This is a genomic window from Pseudomonas sp. EMN2 (assembly GCF_009650555.1).
Classification (GTDB): Bacteria; Pseudomonadota; Gammaproteobacteria; order Pseudomonadales; family Pseudomonadaceae; genus Aquipseudomonas; species Aquipseudomonas sichuanensis.
Window position 1 is genome coordinate 1 of sequence record NZ_VZZR01000050.1, and the last position, 15103, is coordinate 15103.

At 62.2% G+C, this 15103-nt stretch carries 19 protein-coding genes; 9 read left to right on the forward strand and 10 right to left on the reverse strand.

Annotated features, from left to right (window positions below; genetic code table 11):
• Nucleotides 1-201: 201 nt before the first annotated feature.
• The 10 genes from hisC to F6X61_RS15720 all read right to left on the reverse strand — a co-directional run bounded on the left by hisC (nucleotide 202) and on the right by F6X61_RS15720 (nucleotide 8130).
• The gene (hisC, locus tag F6X61_RS15675; RefSeq protein ID WP_153787393.1) at nucleotides 202-1248 is read right to left on the reverse strand and encodes a histidinol-phosphate transaminase; all 1047 of its coding nucleotides are present in this window, start codon (nucleotides 1246-1248) and stop codon (nucleotides 202-204) included.
• Nucleotides 1249-1250: 2 nt separating this feature from the next.
• The gene (hisD, locus tag F6X61_RS15680; RefSeq protein WP_153787394.1) at nucleotides 1251-2573 is read right to left on the reverse strand and encodes a histidinol dehydrogenase; all 1323 of its coding nucleotides are present in this window, start codon (nucleotides 2571-2573) and stop codon (nucleotides 1251-1253) included.
• Between the two features lie 127 nt (nucleotides 2574-2700).
• Nucleotides 2701-3336: an ATP phosphoribosyltransferase gene (hisG, locus tag F6X61_RS15685; RefSeq protein WP_011532429.1), complete on the reverse strand. Its 636-nt coding sequence runs from the start codon at nucleotides 3334-3336 to the stop codon at nucleotides 2701-2703.
• A gap of 93 nt (nucleotides 3337-3429) precedes the next feature.
• Entirely contained in the window at nucleotides 3430-4695 is a 1266-nt protein-coding gene (murA, locus tag F6X61_RS15690) for a UDP-N-acetylglucosamine 1-carboxyvinyltransferase (RefSeq protein ID WP_153787395.1), read from the reverse strand.
• 23 nt (nucleotides 4696-4718) lie between these two features.
• Entirely contained in the window at nucleotides 4719-4958 is a 240-nt protein-coding gene (locus tag F6X61_RS15695) for a BolA family protein (RefSeq protein WP_110993420.1), read from the reverse strand.
• Nucleotides 4959-5076: 118 nt separating this feature from the next.
• On the reverse strand, nucleotides 5077-5379 hold the full coding sequence (locus F6X61_RS15700; protein ID WP_153787396.1) for a lipid asymmetry maintenance protein MlaB: 303 nt from the start codon (nucleotides 5377-5379) through the stop codon (nucleotides 5077-5079).
• Nucleotides 5376-6029: a phospholipid-binding protein MlaC gene (locus F6X61_RS15705; protein WP_110993422.1), complete on the reverse strand. Its 654-nt coding sequence runs from the start codon at nucleotides 6027-6029 to the stop codon at nucleotides 5376-5378. Before F6X61_RS15705 ends, F6X61_RS15700 begins: the two co-directional genes overlap by 4 nt.
• A 9-nt stretch (nucleotides 6030-6038) precedes the next feature.
• Complete coding sequence (gene mlaD, locus F6X61_RS15710) at nucleotides 6039-6524, reverse strand: outer membrane lipid asymmetry maintenance protein MlaD (RefSeq protein WP_110993423.1); 486 nt, start codon at nucleotides 6522-6524, stop codon at nucleotides 6039-6041.
• Nucleotides 6524-7321 (reverse strand): lipid asymmetry maintenance ABC transporter permease subunit MlaE, encoded by a 798-nt coding sequence (gene mlaE / locus F6X61_RS15715; RefSeq protein WP_110993424.1) that lies wholly within the window; start codon nucleotides 7319-7321, stop codon nucleotides 6524-6526. The genes mlaD and mlaE overlap by 1 nt, the downstream gene beginning before the upstream one ends.
• On the reverse strand, nucleotides 7321-8130 hold the full coding sequence (locus F6X61_RS15720) for an ATP-binding cassette domain-containing protein (protein WP_110993425.1): 810 nt from the start codon (nucleotides 8128-8130) through the stop codon (nucleotides 7321-7323). The genes mlaE and F6X61_RS15720 overlap by 1 nt, the downstream gene beginning before the upstream one ends.
• A gap of 246 nt (nucleotides 8131-8376) precedes the next feature.
• On the opposite strand from F6X61_RS15720, the gene F6X61_RS15725 reads away from it, so the two are divergent.
• The 9 genes from F6X61_RS15725 (at nucleotide 8377) to rapZ (ending at nucleotide 15093) form a co-directional block, all read left to right on the forward strand.
• Nucleotides 8377-9351 (forward strand): SIS domain-containing protein, encoded by a 975-nt coding sequence (locus F6X61_RS15725; RefSeq protein ID WP_153787397.1) that lies wholly within the window; start codon nucleotides 8377-8379, stop codon nucleotides 9349-9351.
• Complete coding sequence (locus F6X61_RS15730; protein WP_153787398.1) at nucleotides 9352-9876, forward strand: HAD family hydrolase; 525 nt, start codon at nucleotides 9352-9354, stop codon at nucleotides 9874-9876.
• Between the two features lie 8 nt (nucleotides 9877-9884).
• Nucleotides 9885-10457 (forward strand): LPS export ABC transporter periplasmic protein LptC, encoded by a 573-nt coding sequence (gene lptC / locus F6X61_RS15735; protein WP_153787399.1) that lies wholly within the window; start codon nucleotides 9885-9887, stop codon nucleotides 10455-10457.
• On the forward strand, nucleotides 10444-10968 hold the full coding sequence (gene lptA, locus F6X61_RS15740) for a lipopolysaccharide transport periplasmic protein LptA (RefSeq protein ID WP_110993429.1): 525 nt from the start codon (nucleotides 10444-10446) through the stop codon (nucleotides 10966-10968). The genes lptC and lptA overlap by 14 nt, the downstream gene beginning before the upstream one ends.
• The gene (gene lptB / locus F6X61_RS15745) at nucleotides 10969-11694 is read left to right on the forward strand and encodes an LPS export ABC transporter ATP-binding protein (RefSeq protein ID WP_153787400.1); all 726 of its coding nucleotides are present in this window, start codon (nucleotides 10969-10971) and stop codon (nucleotides 11692-11694) included.
• Nucleotides 11695-11878: 184 nt separating this feature from the next.
• Complete coding sequence (locus F6X61_RS15750; RefSeq protein WP_153787401.1) at nucleotides 11879-13372, forward strand: RNA polymerase factor sigma-54; 1494 nt, start codon at nucleotides 11879-11881, stop codon at nucleotides 13370-13372.
• Between the two features lie 78 nt (nucleotides 13373-13450).
• Nucleotides 13451-13759: a ribosome hibernation-promoting factor, HPF/YfiA family gene (gene hpf / locus F6X61_RS15755; protein ID WP_110993432.1), complete on the forward strand. Its 309-nt coding sequence runs from the start codon at nucleotides 13451-13453 to the stop codon at nucleotides 13757-13759.
• 12 nt (nucleotides 13760-13771) lie between these two features.
• Nucleotides 13772-14236 carry a PTS IIA-like nitrogen regulatory protein PtsN gene (gene ptsN, locus F6X61_RS15760; protein WP_110993433.1) on the forward strand — a complete coding sequence of 155 codons (465 nt, stop codon included), beginning with the start codon at nucleotides 13772-13774 and terminating at the stop codon, nucleotides 14234-14236.
• A gap of 2 nt (nucleotides 14237-14238) precedes the next feature.
• Nucleotides 14239-15093 carry an RNase adapter RapZ gene (gene rapZ / locus F6X61_RS15765; protein WP_153787402.1) on the forward strand — a complete coding sequence of 285 codons (855 nt, stop codon included), beginning with the start codon at nucleotides 14239-14241 and terminating at the stop codon, nucleotides 15091-15093.
• The last annotated feature ends 10 nt before the right edge of the window (nucleotides 15094-15103 follow it).

Genomic DNA, 15103 nt, shown 5'->3' on the forward strand with positions numbered 1-15103 from the left:
TGGTTACTTTGGCCAAGACCAAAGTAACCCGCCGTAAGGGCGGAAAGGTGACTATGCGTCGACATCGCAAATGAATGCACATAAAACTTTCAAAACAACAACAACAACAACAACAACAACAACAACAACAACAACAAAGGGCGAATCAGGAGAAATCCAACCACCCCCCAATTCGCCCCAGCATCAACAGCTCAAATCAAATCAATCAAGCGCATCAAGCAAAGCCTGATTCATCTCCGGCGTCCCAACCGTAATCCGCAAGAACTGCACAATCCGCTCCTGCTTGAAGTGCCGCACAATAACCCCCTGCTCCCGCAGCCGCGCCGCAATCCCCCCCGCATCCTGCTCCGGATGCCGAGCAAAAATGAAGTTCGCCGCCGAAGGCAACACCTCGAACCCCCGCGCCTGCAACGCCGCAACCAACACCTCACGGCTGTCGATCACCTTGCGGCAAGTCTCGTCAAAGTAAGCACGATCCTCGAACGCCACCGCAGCCCCGACAATCGCAGCCCGGTCCAACGGGTACGAGTTGAAGCTGTTCTTGATCCGCTCCAGCGCCTCGATCAGATCCGGATGCCCCACAGCCAGGCCAACCCGCAGCCCAGCCAACGAACGCGATTTGGACAGCGTCTGGGTCACCAGCAGGTTGTCATAGCGATCAACCAGGCTGATGGCCGTCTCGCCACCGAAGTCGATGTACGCCTCGTCCACCACCACCACCGAATCCCGATTGGCCTGCAGCATCTGCTCCACCGCCTCAAGCGGCAGCAGGCAACCGGTCGGCGCATTGGGATTGGGGAAGATGATCCCGGCGTTCGGCTTGTTGTAGTCCGAAACGCGAATCTGGAACTGCTCGTCCAGCGCCACCTGCTCATACGGGATGCCGTACAGCCCGCAATACACCGGGTAGAAGCTGTAGCTGACGTCCGGGAACAGCAACGGCGCATCGTGCTGGAACAGGCCGTGGAAGATGTGCGCCAGCACCTCGTCCGAGCCGTTGCCGACAAACACCTGCGCCGGGGTGACACCGTAGTACTCGGCCACCGCCTGCTTGAGCCGGTCACCATTCGGGTCCGGGTACAGGCGCAGGTTGTCGTTCAACTCACCACGCATGGCCTCCAGCGCCTTGGGCGATGGGCCATAGGGGTTCTCGTTGGTGTTGAGCTTGACCAGCTTGGCCAGCTTGGGCTGCTCGCCCGGCACGTAGGGCACCAGGTCCTTGACGAAGGGACTCCAGAAACGACTCATGCTCAATTCCCCTTCTCGGTGAGGATGCGGTATTCGGCGCTGCGGGCGTGGGCGGTCAACGACTCGCCACGGGCCAGTACCGAAGCGGTGTGGCCAAGCTCGGATGCGCCCTGCTCGGAACAGAAAATGATCGACGAACGCTTCTGGAAGTCATACACGCCCAGCGGCGAGGAGAAGCGCGCGGTGCCGGAGGTTGGCAGTACGTGGTTGGGGCCGGCGCAGTAGTCGCCCAGCGCCTCGCTGGTGTGACGGCCCATGAAGATCGCGCCGGCGTGGCGGATCTGCGGCAGCCAGGCCTGCGGGTCGGCCACCGACAGCTCCAGGTGTTCGGGGGCGATGCGGTTGGCCACCTCGATGGCCTGTTGCATGTCGCGCACCTGAATCAGGGCGCCACGGCCGTTGATCGATTTTTCGATGATCTCGGCGCGCTCCATGGTTGGCAGCAGCTTGTCGATGCTGGCGGCAACGCGATCGAGGAACTCGGCATCGGGGCTGACCAGGATGGCCTGGGCATCTTCATCGTGTTCGGCCTGGGAGAACAGGTCCATGGCGATCCAGTCCGGATCGGTCTGACCATCGCACACCACCAGGATCTCCGACGGGCCGGCGATCATGTCGATACCCACCTGGCCAAATACATGGCGCTTGGCGGTGGCCACGTAGATGTTGCCCGGGCCGACGATCTTGTCCACCTGCGGCACGCTTTCGGTGCCGTAGGCCAGGGCCGCGACGGCCTGGGCGCCACCCACGGTGAACACCCGATCGACGCCGGCGATGCAGGCAGCAGCCAGCACCAACTCATTGACCTCGCCACGCGGGGTCGGCACTACCATGACCACTTCACCGACACCCGCAACCTTGGCTGGAATCGCGTTCATCAGCACCGACGAGGGATACGACGCCTTGCCGCCCGGCACGTACAGGCCGGCGCGGTCCAGCGGGGTGACCTTCTGGCCGAGCACGGTGCCGTCGGCTTCGGTGTACTGCCAGGAGTCCTGCTTCTGCCGCTCGTGGTACAGGCGCACGCGGTTGGCGGCTTTCTCCAGTGCTTCACGCTGCACCCGGGTGATGCGGGTCAGCGCCAGCTCCAGGCGGGCACGATCGAGGATCAGGTCATCGATGGTCTTGGCGTCGACACCGTCGAAGCGCTGGGTGAATTCAACCAGCGCTGCGTCACCGCGCTCGCGCACGGCCTTGATGATGTCGAGCACGCGCTGGTTGACCGCGTCATCGGACACACTTTCCCAGCTCAGCAGATGATCCAGATGTCGGGCGAAATCCTGGTCAGCGGCGTTGAGACGGGCAATTGCAGTGGACACGGTCATGGCGAGGGCCTCGTTTTATTAGCGAATGCTCAGGCGCCCAAGGCTACCAGTCCATCCGCGCGGGCACCTGAGAAAGAAGGCTATGACGCGGATAGACGGGCGCGACAGCGAAGGTCGCGCGCAGAAGTCAGCCGCGGTGTCGCGATTCGACGGCGTTGCGCAGGGTGTCGATCAGGCTTTGAATGCGGGCGTGCTGCATTTTCATGGAGGCCTTGTTGACCACCAGGCGCGAACTGATCGTGGCGATCAGCTCCTGGGGCTCGAGGCCATTGGCACGCAGGGTGTTGCCGGTGTCGACCACGTCGATGATCTTGTCGGCGAGGTTGATCAGCGGGGCCAGCTCCATCGAGCCATACAGCTTGATGATGTCGACCTGGCGACCCTGTTCGGCGTAGTAACGCTTGGCCACGTTGACGAACTTGGTCGCCACGCGCAGACGGCCCTTGGGCTCGGGTGCGCCAGTGACGCCAGCGGTCATCAGCTTGCATTGGGCAATCTGCAGGTCCAGAGGCTCATACAGGCCCTGGCCGCCGTATTCCATCAGCACGTCCTTGCCGGCTACACCGAGGTCGGCGGCGCCATGCTCGACATAGGTCGGCACGTCGGTGGCCCGCACGATGAGCAGGCGCACGTCGTCCTGCGTGGTGGGGATGATCAGCTTGCGGCTCTTGTCCGGGTTCTCGGTCGGCACGATACCGGCCTCGGCCAGCAGTGGCAGGGTATCGTCGAGAATACGGCCTTTGGATAGCGCGATGGTCAACATGGGAAACGTCGGTCCTTAAGCGGCTACAGCCGGCCAGGCAGTGAGCCTGGCCGGTATTCGATTCGGTAGGCGCCTCCGTGCGCCTGCGGGCTACTAGCCCGGTACGCGACGGATCTTCGCGCCCAGCATCTGCAGTTTTTCCTCGATGCACTCGTAACCACGGTCGATGTGGTAGATGCGATCGATCAGGGTGTCACCCTCGGCAACCAGCGCCGACAGCACCAGGCTGGCGGAAGCACGCAGGTCGGTGGCCATCACCGGAGCGCCCTTGAGCGTCTTGACGCCGGTAACGATGGCGGTATTGCCTTCGACCTGGATCTGCGCGCCCATGCGGTGCATCTCGTAGACGTGCATGAAGCGGTTTTCGAAGATGGTTTCGATCACTGCACCAGTGCCTTCGGCGATGGCATTGAGCGAAATGAACTGCGCCTGCATGTCGGTAGGGAACGCCGGGTAAGGAGCGGTACGCAGGTTGACGGCCTTGGGCCGCTTGCCGTGCATGTCCAGCTCGATCCAGTCTTCACCGGTGGTGATATCGGCGCCGGCTTCCTTGAGCTTCTCGAGCACGGCTTCAAGGATGGTCGGATCGGTGTCCTTGACCTTGACGCGACCACCGGTAACGGCAGCGGCGACCAGGTAGGTACCGGTCTCGATACGGTCGGGCATGACGCGGTAGTTGGCCGAGGCCAGGCGCTCGACGCCATCGATGGTGATAGTGTCGGTGCCGGCGCCCTGAACCTTGCCGCCCATGGCGTTGATGAAGTTGGCCAGGTCGACCACTTCAGGCTCGCGAGCGGCGTTCTGCAGCACGCTGCGGCCCTTGGCCAGTGCCGCGGCCATCATGATGTTCTCGGTACCGGTCACGCTGACGGTGTCGAAGAAGAAGTGCGCACCGCGCAGGCCGCCCTCGGGGGCCTTGGCCTTGATGTAGCCGCCTTCGACCTCGATCTTCGCGCCCATGGCTTCCAGGCCGCGGATGTGCAGGTCAACCGGACGCGAGCCGATGGCGCAGCCGCCAGGCAGGGCCACTTCAGCTTCGCCGAAACGGGCAACCATCGGGCCAAGCACCAGGATCGAGGCGCGCATGGTCTTGACCAGCTCGTAAGGAGCAACCAGGGTCTTGATGGTGCGCGGGTCGATCTCCACGGCCAGCTTTTCGTCGATCACAGGCTCGATGCCCATGCGACCGAACAGCTCGATCATGGTGGTGATGTCGTGCAGGTGTGGCAGGTTGCCCACGGTAACCGGGCCATCGGCCAGCAGGGTCGCCGCCAGAATCGGCAGGGCCGCGTTCTTCGCACCGGAGATGCGAATTTCGCCGTCGAGGCGTGGGCCGCCAGTGATAATCAGTTTGTCCATTTGTGTCTCGCCGCCAAGTTGGCTCAGGTGCGCTCAGCCCAGGCTGCGCTGCTGAAGAATTTCATGGTTACCGCGTGAATGGCGCCGTTGGCGATCCACGGATTGAGGTGAGCATAGATCGCCTGCTGACGCTTGACCGGGCTCAGGCCGGCCAGCTCGTCGCTGATCACGTTCAACTGGAAGTTGCAGCCTTCGCCTTCAACTTCGACCCGGGATCCCGGCAATTTCTCTTCCAGAAAGCTTTTGACTTCTACGGCCTGCATGCTCAACCTCGATCGGCGCCCAACGCGCGCGGGTCGGCCATCATACAAAAAAGCCCCTCGCCTGCGAAGCCCATGACGGGATGCGCTGACCGAGGGGCCTTCACCTTCGTGCCAGCCATCAAACGGCCAGCACTTCATCGAGGTCATAGACCCCGGCAATTTCCAGCATGTCGGCAGGCATGCCGCGCACTTCGCAGGCCTTGCCAGCCGCCTGGGCATCACGCATGAAGGCCAGCAGCAGGGACAGCCCGACGCTGCTCGACTTGACCACCGCGCTGCAGTCGAGCACCAACCGCGGCTCGCCACTGGCGGCGATCAGGGCCTTGCCCTGCTGGCGCAGGGCCGGCCCGCTGCGGTAGTCGAGCACCCCGGCCAGGCAAATCACACCGGGTTCGGGCATGCTCACGGCAGCATCACTCATTTGACTTCCTTATCCGGCGAGTTGTCGGCGGCTTCCTTGGCCTTGGCCACCTCGCCGGCCCAGCCGTCGATGGTCTTGTCCAGGCTGTTACCGTTGCGCTGCATGGCGTCGGCGAACTGGTCGCGGAACAGCTTGCCGATGTTGATGCCGTTGACGATGACGTTGCGCACTTTCCACTCGCCGTCAATCTTCTGCATGGTGTACTGCACCGGATAGACCGCACCGTTGTTGCCGGTGATCTTCATGCCGACGCTGGTGCGGTCGCCGTCCTCGGCCTTGGCCGGGTCGACGGTGATGCCCTGGTTGTTGTACTCGAGCAGGGCGTTGCCATAGAACTGCATCAGGCTGCGCTTGAAGTTCTCCTGGAAGCGCTGCATCTGCTCCGGGGTGGCCTTGCGCGAATACTTGACGGTCATGATGCTCTTGGAGATGCCGTCGGCATCGACCACCGGGCCAAGGTTGCCGTTGAGTGCGGCATAGAACGCCTCAGGGTTGGCCTTGTACTGCGCCTTGTTGGCCTTGAGATCGTTCAGCAACTGGGTCGTGGTGCCCTGGATGACGTCACGGGCGGACTGCCCCGGCGCCGCCATGGCCAGCAGGGGGAAGGCCGCCAGCAGAACCAGCAGGCCACGTCGCAGGATCGAAATCATGGAAACTCCTTAATTAGCCGGTTGCGCTTCTTTGGGTTCCTTGCCCACGGTATTGAGCAGGAATTTGCCGATCAGGTCTTCCAGCACCAGCGCCGACTGGGTGTCGTGGATGGTGCTGCCGTCTTTGAGAACCGCTTCTTCGCCGCCCACGCTGATGCCGATGTACTTCTCGCCCAGCAGGCCGGCGGTCAGGATCGAGGCAGTGGAGTCGGTCGGCAGGTTGTCGACGTTCTTGTCCAGCTGCAACGTGACCCGACCGGTATACGAATCGCGGTCCAGATCGATGGCCGTGACCTTGCCGATGGTCACACCGGCCATGGTCACTTTAGCTCTGACCGTCAAACCGGCGATATTGTCGAAGTACGCATAAACTTTGTACGTGTCGCTGCTCGGGCTGGCCGACAGCCCGCTGACACGCAGGGCCAGCAGCAGCAGCGCCAGGATCCCGGCCAGGAGGAACAGGCCGACACCGATTTCCAGGGTGCGGTTTTGCATCAGAAATCTCCAAACATCAAGGCGGTCAGAATAAAGTCCAGACCCAGGACTGCCAACGAGGCATAGACCACGGTCTTGGTGGTGGCACGACTGATCCCTTCTGAGGTGGGCTCGCAGTCATACCCCTGGAATACGGCGATCCAGGTGACGACGAAGGCAAACACCAGGCTCTTGATCAGCCCGTTGATCACGTCGTCGGTGAAAGAAACGCTGTTCTGCATGTTGGCCCAGAACGAGCCTTCGTAGACGCCCAGCCAGTCGACCGCGACCCACGAGCCACCCCAGATGCCCACCACGCTGAAGATCAGCGCCAGCAGCGGCAGCGAGATGAAGCCGGCCCACAGGCGTGGGGCGACGATGTACTTGAGCGGGTCGACACCAATCATTTCCAGGCTCGACAGCTGCTCGGTGGATTTCATGTTGCCGATTTCGGCAGTCAGCGCAGAACCGGCGCGGCCGGCGAACAGCAGGCCGGTCACCACTGGCCCGAGCTCACGCAGCAAGGTCAGGGCAACCATCTGCCCCACGGCCTGCTCCGAACCATAGCGGGCGAGGATGCTGTAGCCCTGCAGCGCCAGCACCATGCCGATGAACACACCGGAAACGACGATGATCGCCAGCGACAGCACGCCAACCGAATAAAGCTGCTTGACCAGCAACTGGAAGCCGCCGCCAACACCACCTCGACCGCTCAGCGCGTGACCAAGGAACAGGCAGGAGCGGCCCAGCACCGCCAGCACGTCGATGGCCGAGCGGCCGAACAGACGAATACGTTCGAGTAAGGATTTTCTGCGCATCAACGCGCCCCCAGCAAATCGGCGCGGTAGTCTGGCGCAGGGAAGTGGAAGGGTACCGGGCCGTCCGGGTCGCCCTTCATGAACTGGCGGATACGCGGGTTGTCCGAGCCCATCAGTTCGGCGGGCGTACCCTGCCCCAGAACCTGACCATCACCCACCACATAGATGTAGTCGGCGATGCTGGCGGTTTCCGCCAGGTCGTGGGAAACCACGATGCTGGTGATACCCAGAGCGTCGTTGAGCAGGCGGATCAGACGGACCAGCACGCCCATGGCGATCGGGTCCTGGCCGACGAACGGCTCGTCGTACATGAGGATCTGCGGGTCGAGGGCAATCGCCCGGGCCAGCGCCACGCGGCGCTTCATGCCGCCGGAGAGCTCGTCGGGCATCAGATCGATGGCACCGCGCAGGCCCACGGCCTGCAACTTCATCAGGACGATGTCGCGAATCAGATCGTCCGGCAGCTCGGTGTGCACGCGCAGCGGGAAGGCGACGTTCTCGAAGACATCGAGGTCGGTGAACAGGGCGCCACTCTGGAACAGCACGCCCATCTGCTTGCGCGCATCGAACAGGTCGCCCCGCGACAACGCGGGCAGGTTCTGGCCATTGACCCAGACTTCTCCGCTGGACGGCCGCAACTGTGCGCCCATCAGACGCAGCAAAGTCGTCTTGCCGCACCCCGAAGGCCCCATGATACCGGTGACCTTGCCGCGGGGAATGCGAATGTCCACGTTGCTGAAAATGCTGCGCGAACCACGCTTGAAGGTGACTCCCTTCAGCTCGACCGCGCAGGCGCTATCCACACTCATCTAGACTCCTTGCAATGCAGCCTCGTCTTCATGGACGCCTGCCTTCATCTTGAAGGCACACTGGTCCCTGGCGGGCCGAACAGCGGCGAACTATAGCACCGCAGAAGGCACGCCCCCAAGGCCGCAAATACGGCTGTTCAGGCAGGCGACAGCCTTCTAGTGGATTCTTGCGACAATCGAATGGATGAGCCTTTCACACATTGCGGCTATAATCGCCGCCTTTTCATCAGGCATTGCGTTTTCGACATGAGCCAATCCAGCGAGCTGATCCAATCCGCCCAGCGCACCTTGCGCCTGGAACTCGAGGCAGTGCAGGCACTGCTGGCCCGCATCGACGGTGATTTCGTCAGGGCCTGCGAGCTGATCCTGGCGAGCAAGGGCCGGGTGGTCGTGGTCGGCATGGGCAAATCCGGGCATATCGGCAACAAGATCGCCGCCACCCTCGCCAGCACCGGCACGCCGGCGTTTTTCGTGCACCCGGCCGAAGCCAGCCATGGCGACATGGGCATGATCACCCGTGACGATGTCATCCTCGCCCTGTCCAACTCGGGCAGCACCGCCGAGATCGTCACCCTGTTGCCGCTGATCAAGCGCCTGGGGATCCAGATGATCAGCCTGACCGGCAACCCGGACTCGCCGCTGGCGCAGGCCGCCGAAGTCAATCTCGACGCCAGCGTCGCCCAGGAAGCCTGCCCGCTCAACCTGGCACCGACCTCCTCCACCACCGCCTCGCTGGCCCTGGGCGATGCACTGGCCATCGCCCTGCTGGAAGCGCGCGGTTTCACCGCCGAAGACTTCGCCTTCTCCCACCCCGGTGGGGCACTGGGCCGGCGCTTGTTGCTCAAGGTCGAGAACGTGATGCATGCCGGCGACGAACTGCCCCAGGTGCAGCGCGGCACCCTGCTCAAGGACGCGCTGATCGAAATGTCGCGCAAGGGCCTGGGCATGACCGTGGTGCTGGAGCAGGACGGCACGCTGGCCGGGATATTCACCGACGGCGACCTGCGCCGCAGCCTCGATCGCAATATCGACGTGCACAAGACCCTCATCGACGAAGTCATGACCGTGCATGGCAAGACCGCCCGCGCCGAGATGCTCGCCGCCGAGGCGCTCAAAATCATGGAAGACCACAAGATCAGCGCACTTGTCGTTGTCGATCAGAGCGACCGGCCGACCGGCGCCCTGAACATGCACGACCTGCTGCGCGCCGGAGTGATGTAAATGAACCAGGACCTCATGCAACGCGCCAAGGCCATCAAGCTGGCGGTGTTCGACGTTGACGGCGTGCTCACCGATGGCCGCCTGTACTTCCTTGAAGACGGCAGCGAATTCAAGACCTTCAACACCCTCGACGGCCACGGCATCAAGATGCTCATGGCCGCAGGCGTCACCACGGCGATCATCAGCGGGCGCAAGACGCCGGTGGTCGAGCGCCGGGCGAAGAACCTCGGCATCCCGCACCTGTTCCAGGGGCGCGAGGACAAGCTGGTGGTGCTGGACGGCCTGCTTGCCGAACTCAATCTAAGCTACGAACAGGTCGCCTATCTGGGTGACGACCTGCCCGACCTGCCGGTGATTCGCCGGGTAGGCCTGGGCATGGCGGTAAGCAATGCCGCGCCGTTCGTTCGCCAGCATGCCCACGGCGTCACCCAGGCACGTGGCGGCGAAGGCGCCGCCCGCGAGTTCTGTGAACTGATCATGCAGGCCCAGGGCACCCTGGACGCTGCCAACGCCAATTACCTGTAAGGCCCCCCATGTTCAGCAAGAAGATCAGAAATTTCGCGCTGCTTGGCGTGATAGCCGCCGTGCTGGTGGCCGTCGGGTACTGGAACATCAGCCCCGAGAGTTTCCTCGACAAGCCGGTCGCGCAGACCGACGAAAGCGCCATCGACTACTACGCGATCAACGCTCACAGCGTGCAGTTTTTGCCTGACGGCAAGCTGCAATACGAAATGACCGCCGACAAGGTCGAGCACCTCAAGACCAGCGAAGTCACCCTGGTGACCACGCCCGACCTGCAGATGTACCGTGGCACCGAGTACCCCTGGCATGTGCAGAGCACGCGCGCCGAGGTCAACCCGGACGGCACCGAGGTCGAATTGATCGACAATGTGCGGGTTGCCCGCACCGACGAAAAGCAGCGTCAAACCATTATTACCAGCACACGCATGACCGTGTTCCCGCAGAAGCAATATGCGCAGACCGAGCAAGCCGTTAGAATCGACGGCGCCGGTGGCACGACTACGGGCAAAGGAATGAAAGCGTATTTGAAAGAAGGCAGGATGGACCTGCTCTCTAACGTAAGAGGACAGTATGAGGCTCGTTAAAACCATCCCCCTTCTGCTCAGCCTGGGCGTAGCACTGGGAAGCGCGAGCGCCTTCGCCCTGCCGAACGACCGTGACCAGCCAATTCGCATCCAGGCCGACAACGCGCACCTGGACGACAAGCAGGGTGTGGCCACCTACACCGGCGACGTGATCATCACCCAAGGTTCGATGGTGATCAAAGGCAACACCGTGACCATGACCCGCGCCGCCAACGGCGACATCGACGTGGTCACCTCGGTGGGCAACCTGGCTTACTTCGAGCAGCAGCAGAGCGCTGCCAAGCCGGACAAGATGAAAGGCTGGGCCGTGACCATCCAGTACCAGGCGCAAAAGGAAATGGTCATCCTGACCGACCGCGCCAAGGTCGAGAACGAAGGCAACACCACCGAAGGCGAGAAGATCGTCTACAACACCAAAACCCAGGTGGCGACCGCCGGCCGCGGCGGCAACGTGACTGCACCACGTCAGCGTATCGACATGGTCATTCAACCGAAGAAAAAGGCCGAGTAAATGGCAACCCTCAAAGCCCAGCACCTGGCCAAGAGCTACAAAGGCCGGCAAGTCGTTCGCGACGTCAGCCTGTCTATCGAAAGCGGCCAGATCGTCGGCTTGCTCGGCCCCAACGGCGCCGGCAAGACCACCTGCTTCTACATGATCGTCGGCCTGGTCCAGGCCGATCAGGGCCGGGTACTGATCGACAGTCTCGACGTCAGCCACCAGCCCATGCACGGCCGTGCCCAATCCGGCATCGGCTATCTGCCGCAGGAAGCCTCGATCTTCCGCAAGCTGTCGGTGGCCGACAACATCATGGCCATCCTCGAGACCCGCAAGGACCTCGACCGCGACGGCCGGCGCAAGGAGCTGGAAAGCCTGCTGCAGGAATTCCACATCAGCCACATCCGCGACAACCTCGGCATGAGCCTTTCCGGTGGTGAACGCCGTCGTGTCGAAATCGCCCGCGCCCTGGCCACCGCGCCCAAGTTCATCCTGCTGGATGAACCGTTCGCCGGCGTCGACCCGATCTCGGTGGGCGACATCAAACAGATCATCCACCACCTCAAGAACAAGGGGATCGGCGTGCTGATCACCGACCACAACGTTCGCGAGACGCTGGACATCTGTGAGACGGCCTACATCGTCAACGATGGCCAACTGATCGCCGAGGGCGATGCCGAGACCATCCTGGCCAACCAGCTGGTCAAGGAGGTCTACCTGGGTCACGAGTTCCGCCTCTGATCCAGGCCCGCCTGGAGCACTGGCGCACACGCCCGTTCAGGGCTTAAGTGTAACTGTGCTCTAGGCAAGCGCTAGAATTTCAGGCATACGAGTTGCATAAGAACTTGCTTAAAATCGGCGCCCAGCGCCCTACAGGTAGTAGATGGCGCATGTGCGCCGGCTAACAAGGTATTAAGCCCCTGCCATGAAACCATCGCTCGTCCTAAAAATGGGCCAGCAACTGACGATGACCCCGCAGTTGCAACAGGCCATCCGTCTGCTTCAGCTCTCCACCCTGGACCTACAGCAGGAAATCCAGGAAGCGCTGGAATCCAACCCGATGCTCGAACGCCAGGAAGACGGCGACGACTTCGACAACAGCGACCCGATGGCGGACAACGCCGAAAGCAAGCCGGTCGCCGAAGCCCAGGACACCAGTTTCCAGGAAACCACCAGCAACACCGAAACCCTGGAAGAAGGCGAGTGGGCCGAGCGCATCCCCAACGAGCTGCCTGTCGACACCGCCTGGGAAGACATCTACCAGACCAGCGCCAGCAGCCTGCCCAGCAACGATGATGACGAGTGGGACTTCACCACCCGCACGTCCGTGGGCGAGAGCCTGCAAAGCCACCTTCTCTGGCAACTCAACCTCGCGCCGATGTCCGACACCGACAGGCTGATTGCCGTCACCCTGATCGACAGCATCAACGGCCAGGGCTACCTGGAAGATACCCTCGAAGAAATCTGCGCCGGCTTCGACTCCGAGCTCGACATCGAGCTGGACGAGGTAGAGGCGGTGCTGCACCGCATCCAGCAGTTCGAGCCCGCCGGCATCGGCGCCCGCTCCCTGGGTGAGTGCCTGCTGTTGCAGCTGCGCCAGCTGCCGGCCTCGACGCCGTGGATGAGCGAAGCTCAGCGCCTGGTCAGCGACTATATCGACCTGCTCGGCAGCCGCGACTACAGCCAGCTGATGCGCCGCATGAAGCTCAAGGAAGATGAACTGCGCCAGGTCATCGAGCTGGTGCAGACGCTCAATCCGCGCCCAGGCTCCCAGATCGAGTCGAGCGAGCCCGAATACGTAGTGCCGGACGTCATCGTGCGCAAGGACAACGAACGCTGGCTGGTCGAGCTCAACCAGGAAGCCGTGCCGCGCCTGCGGGTCAATCCGCAGTACGCAGGCTTCGTGCGCCGCGCCGACACCAGCGCCGACAACACCTTCATGCGCAACCAGCTGCAGGAAGCGCGCTGGTTCATCAAGAGCCTGCAAAGCCGCAACGAAACCCTGATGAAAGTGGCGACCCAGATCGTCGAACACCAGCGCGGTTTCCTTGACCACGGTGACGAGGCCATGAAGCCGCTGGTGCTGCACGACATCGCCGAGGCGGTGGGTATGCATGAGTCGACCATTTCCCGGGTCACCACGCAGAAATACATGCACACGCCACGCGGCATCTATGAGCTCAAGTACTTTTTCTCGAGCCACGTGAGCACCGCCGAAGGCGGCGAATGCTCATCCACGGCGATCCGCGCGATCATCAAGAAACTGGTCGCCGCGGAAAATCAGAAAAAGCCATTGAGTGACAGCAAGATCGCTGGTTTACTGGAGGCACAAGGCATCCAGGTAGCCCGTCGCACCGTCGCCAAGTACCGTGAATCGTTGGGCATAGCCCCTTCGAGTGAACGCAAGCGACTGATGTAGCCCCTGGGCAAGCCATAGCGTTTCAGTGGCAGGTGCAATACCTGCCTCTTTATGCACGGGCAACAAAGGAGAAGCTGTATGCAAGTCAACATCAGTGGACAGCATGTAGAAGTCACCCAACCACTGCGCGATTACGTGCTCGAAAAGCTCGCCCGACTGGAGGGTCATTTCGACAAGATCACCAACGTGACGGTGATCATGAAAGTCGAGAAGCTGCAGCAAAAGGTTGAAGCCACGCTCCAGATACCCGGTGGTGAAGTCGTTGCCAATGCCGAACACCAAGACATGTATGCCGCGATCGACGCGCTTGCCGACAAGCTCGACCGCCAACTGAAAAAACACAAGGAAAAACAGCAAAGCCTGCTGCAAGGCGCAGCCGCCCGCTGATCCCCCTCATCCATGATCCGACTTGAAACCATCCTGACCCCCGGCCGTTCCCTCGTGAACGTGCCGGGCGGCAGTAAGAAGCGCGCCCTCGAAAAGGTCGCCACTGTAATTGCCGAGCAGATCCCAGAGCTCGAGATGCAAGACGTCTTCGAGAAGCTGATTGCCCGCGAGAAACTCGGCTCCACCGGTTTTGGCAATGGCATCGCCATTCCCCACTGCAGGCTCGAGGGTTGCTCTGCGCCCGTCAGTGCCCTGCTGCACCTGGAAGCTCCCATCGATTACGACGCCATCGATGGCGCGCCCGTGGACCTGCTGTTCGTCCTGCTGGTCCCTGAAGCCGCGACCGATGCGCACCTTGAATTGCTGCGCCAGATCGCCAGCATGCTCGATCGCGAGGATGTGCGTAAGCGCCTGCGTGCTGCCAACAGCAACGAAGCGCTCTACCAGGTGGTCCTGGACGTCCAGAACGAGGCCTGAACATGCGCCTGATCATCGTCAGCGGCCGCTCCGGCTCGGGTAAAAGCACCGCCCTCGACGTGCTGGAAGACAACGGCTACTACTGCATCGACAACCTGCCTGCCGGGTTGTTGCCGCAGCTGGCGGAAAACGCGCTGATCAACACCGAGTTGCAACAGCCCAAAGTGGCTGTCTCCATCGACGCGCGCAACCTGCCCAGCCACCTGACGCGCTTCCCCGAATTGCTGGAAGAAGCGCGCAATCGGCATATCCAGTGCGATGTACTGTATCTGGACGCTGACGAAGAAACCCTGCTCAAGCGCTTTTCCGAAACCCGCCGCCGCCACCCGCTGACCAACGCCAACCGTTCGCTGGCCGAGGCCATCCGGGTAGAAAGCGAGCTGCTGGGCCCTATCGCTGACCTGGCCGACCTGAAGATCGACACCACTCGCCTGAACCTGTACCAGCTGCGCGACTCGATCAAGCTGCGGCTGCTCAACCAGCCGGAGCCCGGTACAGCCTTCCTGGTCGAATCCTTCGGTTTCAAGCGCGGCATGCCAGTGGATGCCGACGTGGTATTCGACGTGCGCTGCCTGCCCAACCCCTACTGGAAGCCGGAACTTCGTGACCACTCCGGGCTCGAACAGCCGGTGATCGACTACCTGGCCGCCCAGCCGGACGTAGACGAGATGTTCCAGGACATCTCCAGCTACCTACTCAAATGGCTGCCCCGCTTCGCCGCCAGCAACCGTGCCTATGTCACCATCGCCATCGGCTGCACCGGCGGCCATCACCGCTCGGTGTACATCACCGAACGGCTCGGCCAGTTGCTCCAGCAATCCCTGAAAAACGTCCAGGTCCGCCACCGCGACCTCTAACCCACAGGAT